This is a genomic window from Halopenitus persicus (assembly GCF_900107205.1).
Taxonomy (GTDB): domain Archaea; phylum Halobacteriota; class Halobacteria; order Halobacteriales; family Haloferacaceae; genus Halopenitus; species Halopenitus persicus.
Genome location: NZ_FNPC01000006.1, coordinates 82215 through 100636 on the forward strand (window position 1 = coordinate 82215; position 18422 = coordinate 100636).

General features: G+C 69.9%; 18 protein-coding genes and 1 pseudogene. 10 read left to right on the top strand and 9 right to left on the bottom strand.

The annotated features are described in order from the left end of the window. Positions 1-27: 27 nt before the first annotated feature. Both glyA and BLV25_RS10975 read right to left on the bottom strand, forming a co-directional pair. Positions 28-1275, bottom strand: a complete 1248-nt coding sequence (gene glyA, locus BLV25_RS10970) for a serine hydroxymethyltransferase (RefSeq protein ID WP_092733177.1) — start codon at positions 1273-1275, stop codon at positions 28-30. Between the two features lie 238 nt (positions 1276-1513). Next, positions 1514-2035 (bottom strand): VanZ family protein, encoded by a 522-nt coding sequence (locus tag BLV25_RS10975; protein ID WP_092733180.1) that lies wholly within the window; start codon positions 2033-2035, stop codon positions 1514-1516. A gap of 57 nt (positions 2036-2092) precedes the next feature. Here BLV25_RS10975 and BLV25_RS10980 point away from each other — a divergent pair, with 57 nt between their 5' ends. Together BLV25_RS10980 and BLV25_RS10985 are read left to right on the top strand one after the other, a co-directional pair. After that, entirely contained in the window at positions 2093-2491 is a 399-nt protein-coding gene (locus tag BLV25_RS10980) for a DUF5778 family protein (RefSeq protein ID WP_021072760.1), read from the top strand. Between the two features lie 15 nt (positions 2492-2506). Next, a complete protein-coding gene (locus BLV25_RS10985) occupies positions 2507-3271 on the top strand; it encodes a dienelactone hydrolase family protein (RefSeq protein WP_092733183.1) in 765 nt (254 codons plus the stop codon). Between the two features lie 105 nt (positions 3272-3376). On the opposite strand, the gene cmk is transcribed toward BLV25_RS10985, so the two are convergent. Continuing rightward, positions 3377-3991, bottom strand: a complete 615-nt coding sequence (cmk, locus tag BLV25_RS10990; RefSeq protein ID WP_021072762.1) for a (d)CMP kinase — start codon at positions 3989-3991, stop codon at positions 3377-3379. A gap of 183 nt (positions 3992-4174) precedes the next feature. Here cmk and BLV25_RS10995 point away from each other — a divergent pair, with 183 nt between their 5' ends. Then, the gene (locus tag BLV25_RS10995; RefSeq protein ID WP_092733186.1) at positions 4175-4561 is read left to right on the top strand and encodes a cupin domain-containing protein; all 387 of its coding nucleotides are present in this window, start codon (positions 4175-4177) and stop codon (positions 4559-4561) included. 4 nt (positions 4562-4565) lie between these two features. Here BLV25_RS10995 and BLV25_RS11000 read toward each other — a convergent pair whose 3' ends face one another. The 3 genes from BLV25_RS11000 to BLV25_RS11010 form a co-directional block, all read right to left on the bottom strand. Beyond that, entirely contained in the window at positions 4566-4895 is a 330-nt protein-coding gene (locus tag BLV25_RS11000; protein WP_039400952.1) for a transcription factor S, read from the bottom strand. Positions 4896-5009: 114 nt separating this feature from the next. After that, a complete protein-coding gene (locus BLV25_RS11005) occupies positions 5010-5663 on the bottom strand; it encodes a hypothetical protein (protein ID WP_092733189.1) in 654 nt (217 codons plus the stop codon). Next, on the bottom strand, positions 5660-6559 hold the full coding sequence (locus tag BLV25_RS11010; protein WP_092733193.1) for a hypothetical protein: 900 nt from the start codon (positions 6557-6559) through the stop codon (positions 5660-5662). Before BLV25_RS11010 ends, BLV25_RS11005 begins: the two co-directional genes overlap by 4 nt. A 115-nt stretch (positions 6560-6674) precedes the next feature. On the opposite strand from BLV25_RS11010, the gene BLV25_RS11015 reads away from it, so the two are divergent. The 4 genes and pseudogenes from BLV25_RS11015 (at position 6675) to BLV25_RS11030 (ending at position 10452) form a co-directional block, all read left to right on the top strand. Beyond that, on the top strand, positions 6675-7325 hold the full coding sequence (locus BLV25_RS11015; protein ID WP_092733196.1) for a hypothetical protein: 651 nt from the start codon (positions 6675-6677) through the stop codon (positions 7323-7325). 141 nt (positions 7326-7466) lie between these two features. Continuing rightward, a pseudogene (locus tag BLV25_RS18105) lies at positions 7467-7670 on the top strand (DUF7561 family protein); the annotation flags it as partial. Between the two features lie 185 nt (positions 7671-7855). After that, a complete protein-coding gene (locus tag BLV25_RS11025; protein ID WP_092733199.1) occupies positions 7856-9841 on the top strand; it encodes a helicase C-terminal domain-containing protein in 1986 nt (661 codons plus the stop codon). Between the two features lie 416 nt (positions 9842-10257). Continuing rightward, on the top strand, positions 10258-10452 hold the full coding sequence (locus tag BLV25_RS11030; protein ID WP_021073996.1) for a UPF0175 family protein: 195 nt from the start codon (positions 10258-10260) through the stop codon (positions 10450-10452). A 100-nt stretch (positions 10453-10552) separates the two neighbouring features. Here BLV25_RS11030 and BLV25_RS11035 read toward each other — a convergent pair whose 3' ends face one another. Beyond that, positions 10553-11713: a 60S ribosomal export protein NMD3 gene (locus BLV25_RS11035; protein ID WP_021073995.1), complete on the bottom strand. Its 1161-nt coding sequence runs from the start codon at positions 11711-11713 to the stop codon at positions 10553-10555. A gap of 249 nt (positions 11714-11962) precedes the next feature. Here BLV25_RS11035 and BLV25_RS11040 point away from each other — a divergent pair, with 249 nt between their 5' ends. Together BLV25_RS11040 and mdh are read left to right on the top strand one after the other, a co-directional pair. Continuing rightward, entirely contained in the window at positions 11963-13270 is a 1308-nt protein-coding gene (locus BLV25_RS11040; protein ID WP_092733202.1) for an O-acetylhomoserine aminocarboxypropyltransferase/cysteine synthase family protein, read from the top strand. Between the two features lie 72 nt (positions 13271-13342). After that, positions 13343-14257, top strand: coding sequence for a malate dehydrogenase (gene mdh, locus BLV25_RS11045; protein ID WP_092733205.1), 915 nt, complete (start codon positions 13343-13345; stop codon positions 14255-14257). 21 nt (positions 14258-14278) lie between these two features. On the opposite strand, the gene BLV25_RS11050 is transcribed toward mdh, so the two are convergent. Continuing rightward, complete coding sequence (locus BLV25_RS11050) at positions 14279-14596, bottom strand: hypothetical protein (RefSeq protein WP_021073992.1); 318 nt, start codon at positions 14594-14596, stop codon at positions 14279-14281. A 91-nt stretch (positions 14597-14687) separates the two neighbouring features. Next, on the bottom strand, positions 14688-15893 hold the full coding sequence (locus BLV25_RS11055) for an NAD(P)/FAD-dependent oxidoreductase (protein WP_092733208.1): 1206 nt from the start codon (positions 15891-15893) through the stop codon (positions 14688-14690). 165 nt (positions 15894-16058) lie between these two features. On the opposite strand from BLV25_RS11055, the gene BLV25_RS11060 reads away from it, so the two are divergent. Next, positions 16059-18407 (top strand): DEAD/DEAH box helicase, encoded by a 2349-nt coding sequence (locus tag BLV25_RS11060; protein ID WP_039400957.1) that lies wholly within the window; start codon positions 16059-16061, stop codon positions 18405-18407. Positions 18408-18422 lie beyond the last annotated feature (15 nt).

The following is an 18422-nucleotide window of genomic DNA, read 5'->3' on the forward strand; positions in this document are numbered from 1 at the left end:
GTTCCATCCCGGTCGTATCCGGTCGTCTCAGTCGTACACGGGATGCGCCGCACAGAGCTCCTCGACGCGCTCGCCGACCTCGTAGATCACGTCCTCGGAGTCGTGGTTGTCGACGACCCGGTAGATGAGGTCGGCGACCTCCTCGATCTCCTCGACGCCGAACCCGCGTGTCGTGAGCCCGGCGGTTCCGGCCCGGATCCCGGAGGGGTCGAACGCGGACCGCGTCTCGCCGGGGACCGTGTTGCCGTTGAGGACGATGTTGGCGGCCGCGAGCGCGTCCTCCGCGTCGCCGCCGCTGAGGTTCGGGTGGGACTCGCGCAGGTCCACGAGCACGAGGTGGGTGTCCGTGCCGCCCGAGACCAGCGAGAGGCCGTGGTCGGCCAGCCGGTCGCCCAGCGCCCGCGCGTTCTCGACGACCTGCTCGGCGTACTCCCGGAACTCGGGCTCGAGGGCCTCCTTGAACCCGACCGCCTTCCCGGCGACGTTGTGCATCAGGGGGCCGCCCTGGCCGCCCGGGAACACCGCGTTGTCGATCGCGTCGGCGTGTTCGTCCCCGCACATCACGATCCCGCCGCGGCCGGCGCGGATCGTCTTGTGGGTCGACCCGGTGACGAAGTCCGCGGTCCCGACCGGCGAGTCGTGGACGCCCGCGGCCACGAGCCCGGTGATGTGGGCCATATCGGCGAGGTGGTAGGCGTCGACCGCGTCGGCGGTCACCTGGATGCGGTCCCACTCGACCTCGCGCGGGTACGCCGAGTAGCCCGAGACGACGATGTCGGGGTCGAACGACTCCGCGAGGTCGCGGAGCCCCGCGTAGTCGATGGTGCCGGTTTCGGGGTCGACCTCGTACTGCTCGACGTCGTAGAGCTGCCCGACGAAGTTGGCCGGGTGGCCGTGGGAGAGGTGGCCGCCGTGGGTGAGATCCAGCGACAGGATCCGGTCGCCGGGCTCGAGCATCGCGAAGTAGACGGCCTGGTTGGCCTGCGTGCCGGAGTGGGGCTGGACGTTGACGTGCTCGGCGCCCCATAGCTCCTGCGCCCGCTCGATCGCGAGTTCCTCGACGTCGTCGGCGTACTCGCAGCCGGCGTAATATCGCGAGCCGGGATACCCCTCGGCGTACTTGTTCGTGAGGACGCTGCCCTGGGCCGCCAGCACCGCCTCGCTGGCGTGGTTCTCGCTGGCGATCATCGCGAGCGTCCGTTCCTGTCGTTCGGCCTCGCCCTCGAGCGCGTCGGCGACCGCGGGGTCGGCCTCCCGAACCTGGTCGTAGTCCATACTGAAAGCCGTGGGTGACACCACAATAAGCCTGTCCGTCCGGCGTCGCGCTCCACGAACGGTCCGCTCGATGAGACGAACGGCCGACCGGGATCACACGGCGATCGCGGGCAGGAACCGCCGGAGTACGGTCGGGCCACGGCCGAATCACGGCTCGCAAGAGAAGACAACCATCCGACAGTTTGGCTGGATCGGCGACGGGGCCAACTGCGTCATCGGCACCGAAGCCGCCGACTCCTCATCGGGACCGATTGCGCCACCGACCGGCCAAATAGACGGCGACGCCGAGGAACGCGCCGACCGCGTTGACTCCGGCGTCGATCGCCCCGCCCGATCGCCACGGAAGCGGGACCTGAAGCAGCTCGACGAGCGCGCCGTAGCCCGCCGAAAGGAAGACGGCGGCCGCGAGAACACGAAGCCGAGACCGCTCCGAGAACGCGGTTCCACCAGCCTCAAGCGCTCGCAGACAGCATACCGCGAGAATCGCGTAGCCGAGGAGATGGCTCGCGACGAACGGATCGAGGCCGAAGAGGACGGGGAAGGCCTCGGAGCCACCGTCACCGGTCCCGCTGCCGGGAACCGGCAGGATCGAGACGACGAGCACGAGGAGCGCGACGCGTGCCGGCAATCGCCAACGGTGGCGATCGTCGGGGACCGAACGCTCCGGGGCCGCCCCCGGCGGGTCGGACGCCGAGCAGTCGGCGTTCATCGCGTCCGCCCTGTTCGGACCGTTCGGGCCGGAATCCGGGTCGGGAGGCATCGTTCGACCGACGGTCGGATCGCCACCCGTTTATCCGCGGCGGTCGAACCGCCGACAATGAGCGAGACGCTGGACGACGACCTCTATCAGCGCACGATGGCGCTGATCGAGCCGGGGGACATCGAGCTGATCGGCTGTATCGTCCACTCGACGTACGACGGCCAGTCGGACCTGGAGATGCACGAGCTGACGGTCGCGATCAACGACGTGATCGCCGAGGCGGCCGGATCCGGCGAGACCTACATCGAGGCCGGCAACGATGACTCGAACTTCTCCTCGAACCAGTTCCAGGGCCGCACCATCGCGGACGAGTCGTTCGTCTGGGAGTGCCAACAGCTGCTCCGGGAGGGGACCTTCGATCTGGTCTTCTACTACGAGGCGGACGCCGACCAGGACGCGATCGTCGAGGGGATCGAGGCGCTCGAGGGCGTTGACCGCGTCACGCCGGTTCCCTGAACGGGAGGTCGAGGGATGAGCGACGTCGACCCCGAGACGGTCCTGATCCCTGGTGCCCGTGACGTCCGGGCGAGCCTCGATCGTGCCCGCGGGAGCGACCACGAACGGGATGGCGACCACGACCGGAAGAGCGACCACGACCGGAAGAGCGACCACGAACGGGAGAGCGACCGCGACCGGAAGAGCGACGGCGCGACCGCGTGCGTGGTCGCCTGCCCGCCCCACCCCCAACACGGCGGCACTCGCCACGACGGGCGCCTCCAAGCCGTCTCGACGACGCTCCGCGACCGCGGCGTCGACTGCCTTCGGTTCGATTACGGCGCGTGGGACGGCGGCCCCGGCGAGCTGGCCGACGTCAGGAACGCGCTGGCGTGGGCGGGCGACCGCTACGACCGGGTCGGCCTCTTCGGCTACTCCTTCGGCGGCTGTCTGGCCCTCGTCGCGGCTGCGGATCACGAGGCCGATGCGGCGGCCTCGCCCGTTGCGGCGGTCTCGGCGCTCGCGCCGGCCCGCCGGCTGACGCCGGACGTCGACGCGGCCGCGGCGGTCGACCGAATCGCAGTGCCCCTACAGGTCGTCTACGGGACGCGGGACGACACGGCGGAGTGGGAACCCGTCGTCGAGGCGGCCCGCGAGCGTACGGCGGATCACGGGACGGATGCGGTCTCGCTCGTCGAGCTCGAGGCGGACCACTTCTTCGTCGGCCGCACGGACCGGATCGGCGAAACGGCCGGCTCGTGGCTCGCGGACCGGGTCGAGACGGACAGCAGCGGACGGTGACGAGTCGGCGGCTCGCGGTGCTGGCCAGGTGACTAGCGATACGGGACCGGCGACCAGGGGTGCTGGGCCGCCCGGCGGTCGACGTGGATCGGTCGCCGGGAGCCCTCAGATCTCGAGGTTCGGCGTCGGGACGGCGCCCTCGTCCGCCTCGGGGTCGTACTCGTCGATCGCCGCGAGGACGACCGCGAGCGTGCCGTCGGCGTTCCACCGACCCGTGTTGATCGCGAGGTCGTAGATCGACCGGTCGGAGACGTCGATGTCGTAGTAGGACTCATACCGCTGCGCCTCGATGACCTCCCGAACGCGCATCTCGGCCGACAGCTCCTCGCGGTCGGCGGTGCGCTCGACGCGGACCTCCTCGGGCGCGTCGAGCCAGATCCGCAGGTCCGCGCGGTTGCCCGCGATCCAGCCGGCCAGCCGCGACTCGAGGACGAAGGCCTTGTTGGCGGCCCCCCACTCCTCCGCGATCCGGCGGAGCCGGCGGTCGAGTTCGCGGTCGATCGCGTCGGACTCGCCGGCCTTCGCGACCAGCTGCGAGAGGCTCATCTCCCGGTCCTCGGCGATCGACCGGAAGATCTCCCCGCCCGAGACGTACCCGCAGTCGAGAACCGTCGAGAGCCGCTCGCAAAGCGTCGTGGCGCCGCAGCCGGGCGGGCCGGACACCGTGATGAAGAGGTTGCTGTCGATGCGCCGGTCGACGGCCGCGTCCGTGCTGGTCATCCGATGGAGTGCTCGCGCGCGAGACGGGTAAGGATGGGGGGTCGAGTAAGAACGGTAAGGATGGAGGTCGGGTGAGAATCCGGGTCGCTTGGGACGTCGCACCGGTCGTCGCGGTTGGGGCCGACTTACCCGCGATGTCGAAGATTTATAATGTTTTAACGGTATCCCGTGAATCGGTACCGGATGACGGAGGATTTCAGCATCGTTGAGCCGGCCGACGTCCCGACGACGCGATTCGATACCTGCGAGACGGCCGTTCGGAAGCTCACGGAGCCGCTCGGCTGTGTCGAGCTGCGGGTAAACCAGGTCATCGTTGAGCCGGGCGAGGTGACCACCCCGCACACCCACGAGGGACAGGAGGAGGTGTTCGTCGCGCTGACCGATGGACAGATCTCCATTGCGGACGAGATCCACGACGTCCCGGAAGGCGGCATCGTTCGCGTCGACCCGGAGACCGTTCGAAACCTCCTCAACCGAACCGAGGAAACCCACGTGTGGCTCGCGTTCGGCGCGCCGCCGATCGGGACCGTCGACGACTTCGGTGCATACGTCGTTCCCGACGACCGATGAGGGGTCAGTTGTACCCGCGCCAGCGGTGGCCACACTCCTGACACTTAAAAAAGCGCGTCGGGGGCTCGTCGGCCGCGCCGGTCTGTTTGATCGTGTACCAGGCCTCGCCGTGGCCGCACTCGTCACAGACGACGTCGGTCGCGGTGGGTTTCCCCTCGAAGTTCGCGTTCTCCTCGGTCTCGATCGGCGACGCGTCGCCCTGCCGCTCCGTGGAGACGTACTGCTCGGCCAGATCGTCCTCCCGCTCGGTGGTCGCCCCGCAGTCGTCGTTTTGACACACCATTCGGCCGTCGACCGACACCATCATCGAGCCGCACTCGTCACAGAATTGCATCGGTGGATCGTTTCCCGGCCTACGGTCGGCAGCGGTTTGAAGGGTTCGCTCCGGCAGCCGGGGCCGGAGCCGCGGTCGGTCCCCGCAGCCCACTCACTCGTTCACGTGGATCGCTCACTCGTTGACGCGGTCGAAGGTCGGCCCGTCGGTGGAGACCATCGGGCAGTTGCGGACGCGGAACCGGTCCATCTCGACCACCTCGACGATCTCCGTTCCGTCGTGGGTGCAGGCCAGCGTGGGCGGGTCGGTGCTGTAGGGACACCGCTGACAGTACTCGCGTTTGTCGACGATCCGGTCGTCGTACTCGGCGTCACCGGCCCAGTCGGCCTCGGCGGACTCGCCGGCGTCGGGTTTCGCCGACGCGCCGCGGGTCGTCCCGGAGTCCCCGACGGTCCCGGCCGTCTCGGAGACCTCGGCCACCTCGGACGCCGTGACCGTTTCGGGCGCCCGGTCGAGCGCATCGGGGTCGTCGGTCTCGAGCGCCGACCAGACGTCCGTCTCGCCGACGTCGACGTCCATCGCCTCGAAGGGGTCGTCCTCGAGAGCCGCCTCGGGAGCCTCGTCGTCCGCGAGCGCGTCGATCCGCGAATCGAACTCGTCGGGGGGCGCTCCGTTCGGACCGGCTTCGTTCGGGCCGGCTTCGTTCGGGCCGGCTTCGTTCGGGCTGGCTTCGTTCGGGCTGGCTTCGTTCGGGCTGGCCTCGTCAGAGTCGGAGCCGTCCCGGTGGCCCCGGTCGTCACGGTCGTCACGGTCGTTCCGCTCACTCATTCGGTCTCACCCTCGAAGAGGTCCTCGGGATCGCGCGGCTCCGTCGTTTCGCCCTCCAGCGCCGGCGGGTCCCCGACCCGAAGCCACGCGTTCCCGAAGAAGCCGGACTTCGGCTCGACGCCCTCGAAGTGGCCGTCACAGTGGGGACACCGCGGGCGGCCGAGGAGCCCGAGCTGCACCGTGGTCTCGCACGACTCGCAGCGGGCCGCGGTGATGCCCTGCCGGTTCGCCGCCTCGAGCAGGTCATCGAGGGTCTCCCGCCGGGCTCGCTCCCGCTCGAGTCGGTCGAGACGCCGCTGGACGTTCACGAACGCGCCCGCGAGCCGGGTGAGCTTCTCGTCGTGGTCCGCCAGGCGGTCGGCGTGATCAGCCACGTCCGTCCGTAGTTCCTCGGCCGAATCGATCTCGCGTTCGAGAGAGTCGTATCGGCTCGACAGGTCCGCGACCGTCGATCGGAGCGCGTCGATCCGGTCGTCGATGGCGGGGTGGGTGTGGTCCTTCGGCGCCCGCGATTCGGCCTCCTCGAGCACGCTGATGACGCGCTCGCGGACGTCGGCGATCTGCTCGTCGAGGTCCGTCCGGAGCGTCTCGACGTCGGTCTCGAGTCGCTCGACGTTTGAGCGCGTTCGATCGAGGTCCGCCCGGACCCGCTCGAGCGTCTCCGCGTCGGGGACGTCGATCCCGCGCTCCTCGGCGAGCCGCGCGATGGCCCTGGCGAGCAGCTCCTCCCGACGGTCCTCGGGGAGGTCGGCCAGATCCGTCGGAGGGTCCGCAGTCCCCTGGGACGGCCCCGATCGGTCCGCAGTCTCCGCGGACGGCTCCGGTCGGTCGTCGTCCCCCGCGGATGGCTCCCCCCGGTCCTCCTCCGGAAGCGTCATCCGATCGCGATCACCCATCTACGCCCGTTTCAGCGCCCATACATAAGTAAGCTTGCGCGTCGGCCGTCCGGGCGTCGACCCGAGCGCGGCGGAAGCCGACGCGTTTTACCCGGGAAGGGTTCTCCCGTCCCGTATGCGCTCGATTTCGCGGCGGCTCGTCGGTGCGGCGTTGATCGGCGGTGGGGCTCTCCTCGCGCTCGCGGCGGTCATACTCGCCGCGACCGAGCTGCCCACGAGCGTGGCAAACGTCGTCCCGGGCTCGGCGATCGCGATCGACGCCGGAAACGGCGGCAACGGCGGACTCAGCGGCCACTCGGCGCTCCACCCGACGGCTTACGCCGCGGGAGCGACGCTGCTCGTCGCCGGCGCCGTCGCCGTCCGCGACCGACCGGTGGGGCCGAAGGCAGCGATCGCGGTCCCCGCGGTGGGTCTCGGGCTCGCGCTCGTCGGCGTGACGCTCGGATCGGGGATCATCGCCGGGTCGGAGGGGACCGTCGGGCCGGGAGCCACGGCCGGATTCGGGACCGGCCTCGAGGCGGGCAACGTCCTCGCGCCGGGCGACGTCCTCGCGATCGCGGGAACCGCCGCTGGAACCGCCATCACGCCCATCGTCGTCGGCGCGCTGCGCGAACACACGGTCGTCCTCCTGGCGGGGTTCGTGGTCGCGATCGCCGCCGTCGTCGCGGCGCCGAGCCCGGGTCTCGTCGCCGCCGTCGGGCTCGTGGGCGGGGGCGGCGCCGTCGGCGCCGCCTGGCGGCTCGACCCGGGTGGGTGGCGGCCGTGACGGCATCACGCCGCAGCGGCCGATCCCCCTGCGTCCGGCCGGCGGCGCCGTGAGGACCGCACCGGCCGGCGGCGCTGCGACGACCGCTGCGGACGCCGGTCGACGCGACACCCCTATCCGTTTCGGACGCGAACCGCGGGTATGGCGACCGAGGCGTGTGCGGTCTGCGACACGGACGTGCGGATCGCCGGCGGGATCGGCGACCTCTGGAGCTTCGCCTTCGAGTCGACCCAGGGGATGACCCTCGAGCTCGTCGACGGCTCGGAGTTCTTCCTGTGTTTCGACTGTATGGAGCGACTGCCCGGCGACGCGGAGCCGACCGCGGCGGACGTCGAGCGGTTGCAGGCCGAAGACGGCGAAGCGGCGGTCGAGAAACCGGCTGACGGCGAAGCGGCGGTCGAGAAACCGGCTGACGACGACGCGACCGTCGAAGAGCCGCCTGACGCTCCGACCGAGTAGCGCCGGTCGGGAACCGACGCCGTCACCGACCCATCCGACACCTTTACTCCGATCGCAACGGACCCCGGAGTGTGGACCCCGACCGGATCCTCGCGGAGTTCCCGGCGCCGAGCTTTCGCGGCGCCCAGGAGCAGGCCCTTCACGACGTCCGTGACGCGTTCGCGGCCGGCAACGACGTGGTGCTCGTGCGCGCGCCGACCGGCAGCGGCAAGTCCCTGCTGGCGCGGTCGATCATGGGCGCGGCGCGACCGGTCGAGGCTGCCGAGCCGCGGGAGGCGACCGGCGCGTACTACACGACGCCGCAGGTCTCCCAGCTCGAGGACGTCGCGGCCGACGACCTCCTCGCGGACCTGAACGTGATCCGCGGGAAGTCGAACTACGCCTGCATCCTCCCCGGCGAGCACGACACGCCGGTCGACCGCGCACCCTGCGCCCGGCAGCGCGGGTTCGACTGCAGCATCCAACACCGGTGTCCGTACTTTTCCGACCGGGCGATCGCCTCCTCGCGGCGCTTCGCCGCGATGACGCTCGCCTACTTCATGCAGACCGCGGGCTCGGAGGTGTTCGGGAAGCGGGACGTGGTCGTGATCGACGAGGCCCACGGGCTGTCCGAGTGGGCCGAGATGTACGCGACGATCGAACTCTCACCTGACCGCGTGCCCGTCTGGGAGGACGTCGGCGTGCCGGACGTCTCCGGCGGGACGGGCGTTTCCGGCGGGACGGACGATGGGGCGACCGGCGGTGCCGATGGAGACGGAGGATCCCTCGACCGCACGGCGCGATTCGTCGAACAGCTCCGGGGCGTCTGCGAGCGCGCGAAGGACGAGCTGGTCGGCCGTCCGGAACTGGAGCCCGCGGAGGTCGCCCGCCGCGACCGACTGCAGGAGCTGATCGGCGAGCTCGGGTGGTTCCTGGAGGACTACCGGGACCCGGAGAGCCCGACCACCTGGGTCGTCGACCAGCCCGGCGGCGAGGGCACGGCGATCACGATCAAGCCGCTGGACCCGGCACGGTATCTCAAACACACCGTCTGGGACCGGGGGAACCGCTTCGCGCTGCTGTCGGCGACGATCCTCTCAAAGGAGGCGTTTTGCCGCGGCGTCGGGCTCGATCCGGCCGACGTCGCGCTCGTCGACGTCGAGCACACGTTCCCGCTCGCGAACCGGCCGCTGTACGACGTGACGCAGGGGAAGATGACCTACGCGCACCGTGAGGAAACGATCCCGCGGATCGCCGAGCTGGTCGTCCGGCTGATGGCCCGCCACCCGAACGAGAAGGGGCTGATCCACGCACACTCGTACGCGATCGCCGATCAGCTCGTCGACCGGCTCGGGGAGCTCGGCGTCGCGCCCCGGCTGCGCCGGCACACGAAGGCGACCCGTGACGGCGAGCTCGAGGCCTGGCTGGGAAGCGACGACCCGGAGGTGTTCGTCGCGGTGAAGATGGAGGAGGCGCTCGACCTCAAGGACGAGCTGTGTCGCTGGCAGGTGATCTGCAAGGCGCCGTACCTGAACACGAACGACTCCCGCGTCGCGCGCCGGCTGGAGGAGGGCCAGTGGCCGTGGTACCACCGCGCCGCGCTGCGGACGGTCATCCAAGCGTGCGGACGCGTCGTGCGCGCCCCGGACGACCACGGCGCGACCTACCTGGCGGACGACTCGCTGCTCGATCTCTTCGACCGATCGCGGGCTGATATGCCCGCGTGGTTCGCCGACCAGGTCGCGGCGATGGAGGCTCCCGACCTTCCGGCGGCCGACCCGACGGCGGCACTGTCCGGGATCGACGCGGCGCCGTCCCCGGCGGCAGCCACCAGCGGCCCCCGGCTCGATGCCGTGACTGGGGCCGTGACCGCAAGCGACGACGCGGCGACGACCGATGCCACGGCGGACGAGAGCACGGGATCGGAGTCGACGAACGGAAACGCGGAAACGGGAACTGCGGGTGGCGACGCAAGCGGCAGCTCGACCGGCGGCGGAGGCGGGACCGAAACGCGGTCCGAACGCGACGCGAAGCGCCGCCAGGACCATCCGCTCTCCGACGTCTGGGGCGACGGCTAGCCGGACGGACTTAAATAAGCGAGACGCCCCAGGCCACCATCGAGGAGACCATCAGGAACGCGAAGAACAGCGCGAACAGTTTCTGTCGGTCCATATTCCGAGTAGGCGGTCGAACACGCATAATTCCTGTGTCCCGTCGCCGACGCCGCTCCGTTTCCCCATCGACGCCGCTCCGTCTCCGACCGACGCCACTCCGTCTCCGACCGACGCCACTCCGTCTCCGACCGAGGCCGACCGATCGACAACCGGGGAGCCGACGTCGAACCGGAGGATCATCATCAACGATCAGTATATATGTGCCTTATACGCTCGGCATCCTCGGCCGAACGGCGATCCATACCTTATACCATATAAGGTGTTTGTATCCCCTCAAGGGAATAGTAACCTTCATAATCCCTCACGTCTCACCGACGTGTATGGCATCCCACGGGCTGGCGACCGCGCTCACGCTGTACGGGTCGCGAACACTGACGCTGTCGCAGGCGGCCGCCCAGGCGGGGCTCAGCGAGGCCGAGTTCATCGAACAGCTCGAGCGACACGACATCGAGGTAACCGAGTCCGAGCGCGCCGCGGCGCTCGACTCCGACGCGGTCGCCGCGACCGCCGACTGAGCCCGACGGACGGCTCACGCCCCCTTTTCAAATCGCTTCCGTCGAGACGACGGGAGCGGCTGCGCCACGCTGACCGGACGGTCCCACCGGAAGAGCCGTGCTACCGGTCGAGCGACTCCGGTTCGGGTTCGACGTCGGCTCCGGACTCCTCGTCGTCGGGAACGAGGTAGACCTCGCCGTCGTGTTTCACTGCGGGCACGGTATCGGGGGGAGCCTCGTCGTCGAGGAAGTCGGGGTTCGGGACCGTGACGGCCTCGTACGTCTCGGGATCGAGCACCTGGACGGCGTGTTCGTCCTCGACGGTCACGACGGTCGTTTCGGCGGCGTCGTCCCGTCGGCCGACGCGGTCGGCATCCGGCGTCTCGCCCTCCGCGAAGTCGGAGACGTACTCCTCGCCGGAGGCGAGCCGCGTTCCCCGGATCCGGTTCGAGACGCTTTCGACGAGCACGGGCCCGTCGCCGTCGTTCGGGTCGATGATCTCGCCGGCCGCGTAGCGGGGCAGCCGGACCGCGAAGGTCACGCGATAGACCTCGTTGCCGTCGCCGTCCTCGGTCACGAGCGTCGGATAGGACTCGAAGCTCCCGCCGAGCTGCTCGACGATCCGGGTCGCGACCGACTGGCCCAGCCCGTTCGAGGAGATCTTGACGTTCGGGCCGTCCTCGGTCTCGGTCACCTCGGTGATGAACGCCTCCCGGTCGCCCTTCGCCTCCTGGTCGGCGACGTGGGATTCGGCGATCGCGAGCGCCTGATCGCGTTCCGCCGGGGTGAGATCGCGGTCGTCGGCCCGGATCTGAACGATCGCGGCGTAGTAGCCGCCGGCGATCCGGCCACACCGGTCGCAGGTTCCGCGGGAGATCCTGACCGGCACGGTCACGGACTCCTCGCGGAGTGTGCCCCGGACGACGCCCGAGAACTCACAGTGCATCCGGATCGCGTTCTCGTCGACCTGCTCGGGCTCGACGCCCCAGTTCACCTCGGCCGCGTCGACGTGGACTCCGAGCGCCTCGGCCGTCTCGTCGACGGCGACGTCGGTGTAATCACGCGCGCCGACGTCCCGCCAGGACTCGCCGCGACGGACCGCCCCGCAGCCGGAACAGACGAGGACCTCGATCCGGTCCGGGGCGTCGACGAGGTCGAAGTCCTCGAAGTAACAGTCGTCACAGAGCGTGCGATCCCGCGTGCGCGGCTCGCCGGGGCGCGGCTCCGACCGCTCCGCGACCGGGTCGCCACAGCGGGGACAGAACTCGCGGGACTCGCTCATCGAGCCAGCGTAAGCGCCTCCGTCGGTTAAATCGACCGACTCGGGTGGTCGAGTCCCCGACTCCGAACCGGCCGACCGTACTCCTCGGACCGTTCGGGCCGACCGTACTCCCCGGACCGTTCGGGCCGACCGTACTCCCCGGACCGTTCGGGCCGACCGCGCCACCCAAGCCGTGTCATCGATCACGAACGCCGGCAGGGTCTGCACAGGTGATGTGGCTTTAACATCGGCGGCGTCGATGTCCCGCGTATGGCAGACGATCCTGCGGACGACGAGACGCAACGGTTCGCTACACGCAGCCTCCACGCCGGCGCACAGCCCGACCCGACGACGGGATCGCGGGCGACGCCGATCTATCAGACGACGTCGTACTCCTTCGACGACGCCGACCACGCGGCGTCGCTGTTCGCGCTGGAGGAGCCGGGCAACATCTACTCGCGGATCATGAACCCGACGAACGCGGTCCTCGAGGAGCGGATGGCCTCCCTCGAGAACGGGATCGCCGCGGTCGCGACCAGCTCCGGGATGGCCGCGTTGAACCTCGCGACGTTCCTGCTTGCCGCGCCCGGCGACAACATCGTCTCCGCCTCCTCGCTGTACGGCGGAACCTACACGTACCTCACCCACACGGTCGAGCGGCGCGGCGTCTCCACCCGGTTCGTCGACACCCTCGACGTCGACGCCTACGCGGAGGCGATCGACGAGGACACCGCCTACGTCCACCTCGAGACGATCGGCAACCCCGCGCTCGTGACGCCCGACATCGAGGCGATCGCCGAGATCGCCCACGAACACGACGCGCCGCTTCTCGTGGACAACACGTTCGCGACGCCGTACCTCTGTAACCCCCTCGACCACGGCGCGGACCTCGTGTGGCACTCGACCACGAAGTGGATCCACGGCGCCGGCACCACGATCGGCGGCGTCCTCGTCGACGGCGGCAGCTTCCCGTGGGGTGACCACGCCGAGAAGTACCCCGAGATCGGCGGCGACAATCCCGCCTACCACGGCGTCAACTTCACCGAACGGTTCGGCGACGCGGCGTTCACCTACGCGGCCGTCGCCCGCGGCCTGCGCGACCTCGGCTGCCAGCAGTCGCCGTTCGACTCCTGGCAGACGATCCAGGGACTCAACACGCTCCCGTTCCGGATGGAGCGCCACTGCGAGAACGCCGAGATCGTCGCCGAGCACCTCGCCGACCACCCCGAGGTGAGCTGGGTCAACTACCCCGGTCTCGAGAACCACGAGACCCACGAGACGTCGAGCGAGTACCTCGACGGCGGCTACGGCGGAATGATCACCTTCGGGCTGGAGGCGGGCTACGACGCCGCGAAGACGACGGTCGAAAGCACCGAGCTCGCCTCGCTGCTCGCGAACGTCGGCGACGCGAAGACGCTCATCATCCACCCCGCCTCGACGACCCACCAGCAGCTCACCGAGGAAGAGCTGCTCTCGGCCGGCGTCACCGAGGACCTGGTCCGGCTGTCGGTCGGCCTCGAGGACCCCGCGGACATCATCGCGGACATCGATCAGGCGATCACGACGGCGACCGAGTAGACGTTCGCCGCCTCGAACCCGGGACCGTTCGCCGAAACGATTAGGGGCGTTCCGCCCTCGGTATCAGACGGTATGACCAAAGTGAGCGTGGTCGGTGCCGCGGGTACCGTCGGTGCCGCGGCCGGCTACAACATCGCGCTGCGCGACGTCGCGGACGAGCTCGTCTTCGTGGACATTCCGGACAAGGAGCCGGAGGCGGTCGGCCAGGCCGCCGACGTCAACCACGGCGTTGCCTACGACTCGAACACGACCGTCCGTCAGGGCGACTACGCGGACACCGCGGGCTCGGACGTGGTCGTGATCACCGCCGGGATCCCCCGCCAACCCGGCCAGACCCGGATCGACCTCGCGGGCGACAACGCGCCGATCATGGACGACATCGGCTCCTCGCTGGCCGAACACAACGACGAGTTCGTCACCGTGACCACCTCGAACCCGGTCGACCTCCTCAACCGCCACCTCCACGAGTCCGGCGACCGCGACCGGCACTCGGTGGTCGGGTTCGGCGGGCGGCTCGACTCGGCCCGGTTCCGGTACGTCCTCGCCGAGCGGTTCGACACGCCGGTCCGGAACGTCGAGGCCACCATCCTCGGCGAGCACGGCGACGCGCAGGTGCCCGTCTTCTCGAAGGTCCGCGTCGACGGTCGTGACCCGAGCTTCGACGCCGACGAGCGCGAGGCGATCCTGGGCGACCTCCAGGAGTCCGCGATGGACGTCATCGAGCGCAAGGGCGCCACCCAGTGGGGACCGGCGACCGGCGTCGCCCACGTCGTGGAGGCGATCCTCGAGGACACCGGCGAGGTGCTCCCGTGCTCGGTCGTCCTCGACGGCGAGTACGGCCACACGGACACGGCCCTCGGCGTGCCAGCCAAGCTCGGATCGAACGGCGTCGAGGAGATCGTCGAGTGGGACCTCGACGACTACGAGCGCGAGCTGCTCGCCGAGGCAGCTGGGAAGCTCTCCGAGCAGTACGCGGAGATCGCGTAGCGGCCGCGCGTCGAACGCCTTTTAAGCGCCGTCCTCACTCCCGCCCTCGATCCGCTCGGAACCCCCCTCGATCCGTTCCGAGAGCCAGTCGTAGTGGTCGATCAGCGCGTTCTCGCCGGCGTCGGTGAGCCGGTAGACGTCGGCGATGCCCTCGGTCCGCGATTCGACGTGGCCGGACTCCGCGAGCGCCGTCAGCATTGCGTGGAACGACTGCGGGTCGATCCGCTCGTCGTAGTGGGACGTCAGTCGGTTCTTCAGCTGCTGTTCGCGCAGGCTCCCGGCCTCGTACAGGAGCGCGCAGACGTCGCGGCGGCGACCGCTGTGGAGCCACTTCGACATACCGGTCGATCGGTCCGGTGACGATATAGGACTCCCGGAGTCGTCGGGCGTGGTTGGACCGTCATATGGATGAATCGTCGGACGGGCCGAGTCACGCTCCACCGTCACGACCGGGCACCGACTGGCGGAACATCGTCCGGAAGGGGAAGTCGGCGTCGCGGGACTCGAAGCGGTCGAGCGTGAAGGGCGAGAGCGAAAACGGCGCCGGCTCGCCGGTGAGATGGGCTCGAACGGCGGTCCCGATACTGTCCGCGGCCATCACGCCAGCGCCGTGGAACCCGGCCGCGACGACCAGGCCGTCCGGAGCCTCGGCCGGCGCGTCGATGATCGGCTTCGCGTCCGGCGTGGTCGCGTCGGCCATCGGACAGCACTCGTAGCGGACCACCGGCGCGTCAGCGTCGACGCTCGCGAGGATTCCCGGGAGCTCCTCGCGGAGCAGTCGGTCGAGTTCGTCGCCGATCTCCCGCGGGTCCTCGGGCGGGGCCGTGGCCCGGTCCGATCCGCCGTACTGGTGTTCGATTCCGACGAGCAGCCGGCCGTCCCGGGTGCCGCGCCAGTAGGCGCCGAGGACCGGATCCCCGCCCATCGGAACCCCGTCCGGAAGGTCGGCCTCGAGGTACGCGACGTTCCAGGTGAACGGCCGGATCGGGACCCGGAGGACGTCCGCAAGCAGGTCCGGCGTGGCCGAGCCCGCGGCCGCCACCACGGCGTCGGCGTCGACGGTGCCGTATTCGGTCTCGACGCCCGCGACCTCGTCGCCCGCCACGGCACCGTCCGTAACGCGGACCGACTCGACGGTCGTGTCCGGCCGGAACTCGACGCCGCGGCGGACGCACTCGCGGCGCATCGTCGCGAGGAACTCGTCGACGTCGAAGTAGCCGGTCCCCGGCCAGACGAGCGCCTTCTCGTAGGGCGCCTCGGCATCAAACACGTCCGCGTACGCGTCGGCGTCGACGAGGCGTACCTCGGTGGCGCTGGACTCCTCGGCATCGTTGTTCGACGTCGCGGTTTCCCGGGCCGCGTCGACGTCCGCGGGCCGCACCCCGCGGACGTACTCGCGGTCGGTCCACTCGAAGACGCCGGTCCCGTCAAGCTCGCGGAAGAACTCGATCGCGTGGCGGCTCCAGGCCGGCTGGTCGGGGTAATCGACCGGCGTCGTGATCACTCCGGAGGCGCGGCTCGAGGTCCCGTTTCCGATCGCGTCACGGTCCAGCACGACCACGTCGTGATCCGGCGCGAGCCGATAGGCGGTGCTCAATCCCGCGACGCCGGATCCGACCACGGCAACACGTGTCATATCGGCCGGTCGGCCCCGGTTCGTATAGTGGTTTCGCCGACCGCGTGGGAGAACGCGTCCCGGTCCCAATGAGGAGACCTACCCTCCCAACGAGAGGAAACGCCTTTCCCCGCGAGGCGCCCCACTTCGAACAATGCGTGGGAGGCCGTCCCGGGGAGGGACACGATGAAGGTCGCCGAAGCGGTCCCGGAGTTCGCCGACGCGTTCGGCTTCGAGGAGTTCAACCGGATGCAACGCGAGGCGTTGCCCGCGCTCCTGGAGACGGGCGAGAACGTCGTGGCCAGCGCGCCGACCGGATCCGGAAAGACCGCGCTCGCGGAGCTCGCGATCTGCAAGACGCTCGATGCGGGCGGGACGGCGCTGTTCGTCGCGCCGCTGCGCGCGCTCACCAACGAGAAGGAAAGCGAGTGGGAGCGCTTCGAGGAGCTCGGCTACTCGGTCTACGTCGTCTCGGGCGAGCGCGATCTGAATCCCAGACGGGCCGAACGGGCCGACGTCATCGTGATCACGCCCGAGAAGGCCGACTCGGCGACGCGGAAACACGACTCCGCGCGCTACTCGTTCATCGCCGACGTGGACTGCGTGCTCATCGACGAGGTCCACCTCCTCGACTCCGACCGTCGCGGCGGCGTGCTCGAGGTCGTCGTCTCCCGGCTGCGCCGGATCTGTGACCCGCGGATCGTCGCCCTCTCGGCGACGATGTCGAACGTCGCGGACGTCGCCGACTGGCTCGACGCGCCGCCGGAGGCCACCTTCGAGTTCGGCGACGACTACCGGCCGGTCGAACTGGAGACCGGCGTGAAGACCTACTCGCACGGCGACAACGCCTTCGCGGACAAGTACCGCCGGCTCTACCGCGCGATCGACCTTGCCGAGCCCCACGTCCGCGAGGACGGGCAGGCGCTCGTGTTCGTCTCCTCCAGACAGGACACCGTGCAGGCCGCGAAGAAGACCCGCGACGAGATCGCCGACCGCGACATCCCCGTCGGCGCGCGCGGCGAGTACGACTTCCACACCGAGGCGAAGGAACTCACGAACGACACGCTCCGCCAGTCAGTCCTCGACGGGGTCGGGTTCCACCACGCCGGACTGGGCAAGGACGACCGCGACCGCGTCGAGGAGTGGTTCCGCGAGGGGTTGATCTCGATCCTCTTTTCGACCTCGACGCTGGCGTGGGGCGTGAACCTCCCCGCCCGCTGCGTGATCATTCGGGACACGAAGTATCACGACCCGCTGGCCGGCGAGACCGACATCTCGCCGCTCGACGTGCTCCAGATGCTGGGTCGGGCGGGGCGTCCCGGCTACGACGACATCGGCTACGGCTGGGTGGTCTGTGACCGGTCCGACGCCGACCGATACCGCCGGCTGCTCCGGGAGGGCAAGCCGATCGAGTCGCGGCTCGCCGAGGATCTCGCCGGACATCTCAACGCCGAGATCGCGATGGGGACGATCCGCGATCTCGATGACGTGATGGACTGGATCGAGACGACGTTCTACTTCGTGCGCGCGCGCTCGGAGCCGGAGCAGTACGGCTTCGATTCGATCCGCGACCGGGTTCGGGACACGCTCGAAGGTCTGGTCGCCGACGGGTTCGTCGAGACCGATGCGGACCTGGGGATCGAACCGACCGCGGTGGGACGGCTCGCCTCGAAGTATTACCTCCGGCTCGAGACCGCGAGCCGGTTCCACGAGCTCGCCGAGCGCGACTCGCTGTCGGTCGCGTCGATCCTCGAGGCGGTCGCGGCCGCCGGCGAGTTCGACTCCGTCTCGGCGCGGTCGGCGGAGGCCGACGCGATCGACCGGATCCTCTCGGCGAGCGGCCTCGAGACGAGCCTCGAGGAGGGCCACCGGAAGGTGTTCGCGATCCTGGCGGCGAGCATGGACGACGCGGTCCCTTCGGACCTCCGGTCTGACGCGTGGGTGATCCGGCAGAACGCGCTGCGGTTGGTCGCCGCGCTGACCGAGTTCCTCGACCGGTTCGCCGGCGCGCGGGCGGCCAACCTCGCGCGCCGCGTGGAGGCGCGGCTCGACCACGGCGTCGCCCGCGCGGCGGTCGCGTTCACGGCGATCGACGGCGTCGGCGCGAACCGCGCCGAACGGCTCGCCGACGCGGGGTTCGACTCGCCGGCCGCCGTGGCCGAGGCCGACCCGAGCAGCCTCGAGACGGCCGGAATGAGCGAGGGCGTCGCGAGCCGGATCGTCGAGGCCGCCGGCGAACTCCCGCGGATCGACGTCGAATGGGGATCGTTCCCCGAGGCCGTCGGAACCGGGAACAACCGGATGTGTGAAGTGACGGTCCGGAACCACGGGGGCGGCGCACGCGCCGGCGTCCGCGTGACCGTCAACGACGTCGAGATGAACGAGAAGACGATCTACCTCGACGGAGAGACGACCGTTCCGGTCGGCGTGTTCGGGCCGCCGGACGCCGACGAGCTCGCCTTCGTCGTCGAGGTGACGTTTCCCGAGCACCCCCTGCTTCCCGTGCGTGCGAGCCGGTCGGTCAACGTCGAGTAAGCGGTCCGGCACGGT

Coding starts and splice junctions, on each gene's coding strand:
- glyA (WP_092733177.1), bottom strand. CDS start 1,275: ATGGACTACGACCAGGTTCGGGAGGCCGACCCCGCGGTCGCCGACGCG.
- BLV25_RS10975 (WP_092733180.1), bottom strand. CDS start 2,035: ATGCCTCCCGACCCGGATTCCGGCCCGAACGGTCCGAACAGGGCGGAC.
- BLV25_RS10980 (WP_021072760.1), top strand. CDS start 2,093: ATGAGCGAGACGCTGGACGACGACCTCTATCAGCGCACGATGGCGCTG.
- BLV25_RS10985 (WP_092733183.1), top strand. CDS start 2,507: ATGAGCGACGTCGACCCCGAGACGGTCCTGATCCCTGGTGCCCGTGAC.
- cmk (WP_021072762.1), bottom strand. CDS start 3,991: ATGACCAGCACGGACGCGGCCGTCGACCGGCGCATCGACAGCAACCTC.
- BLV25_RS10995 (WP_092733186.1), top strand. CDS start 4,175: ATGACGGAGGATTTCAGCATCGTTGAGCCGGCCGACGTCCCGACGACG.
- BLV25_RS11000 (WP_039400952.1), bottom strand. CDS start 4,895: ATGCAATTCTGTGACGAGTGCGGCTCGATGATGGTGTCGGTCGACGGC.
- BLV25_RS11005 (WP_092733189.1), bottom strand. CDS start 5,663: ATGAGTGAGCGGAACGACCGTGACGACCGTGACGACCGGGGCCACCGG.
- BLV25_RS11010 (WP_092733193.1), bottom strand. CDS start 6,559: ATGGGTGATCGCGATCGGATGACGCTTCCGGAGGAGGACCGGGGGGAG.
- BLV25_RS11015 (WP_092733196.1), top strand. CDS start 6,675: ATGCGCTCGATTTCGCGGCGGCTCGTCGGTGCGGCGTTGATCGGCGGT.
- BLV25_RS11030 (WP_021073996.1), top strand. CDS start 10,258: ATGGCATCCCACGGGCTGGCGACCGCGCTCACGCTGTACGGGTCGCGA.
- BLV25_RS11035 (WP_021073995.1), bottom strand. CDS start 11,713: ATGAGCGAGTCCCGCGAGTTCTGTCCCCGCTGTGGCGACCCGGTCGCG.
- BLV25_RS11040 (WP_092733202.1), top strand. CDS start 11,963: ATGGCAGACGATCCTGCGGACGACGAGACGCAACGGTTCGCTACACGC.
- mdh (WP_092733205.1), top strand. CDS start 13,343: ATGACCAAAGTGAGCGTGGTCGGTGCCGCGGGTACCGTCGGTGCCGCG.
- BLV25_RS11050 (WP_021073992.1), bottom strand. CDS start 14,596: ATGTCGAAGTGGCTCCACAGCGGTCGCCGCCGCGACGTCTGCGCGCTC.
- BLV25_RS11055 (WP_092733208.1), bottom strand. CDS start 15,893: ATGACACGTGTTGCCGTGGTCGGATCCGGCGTCGCGGGATTGAGCACC.
- BLV25_RS11060 (WP_039400957.1), top strand. CDS start 16,059: ATGAAGGTCGCCGAAGCGGTCCCGGAGTTCGCCGACGCGTTCGGCTTC.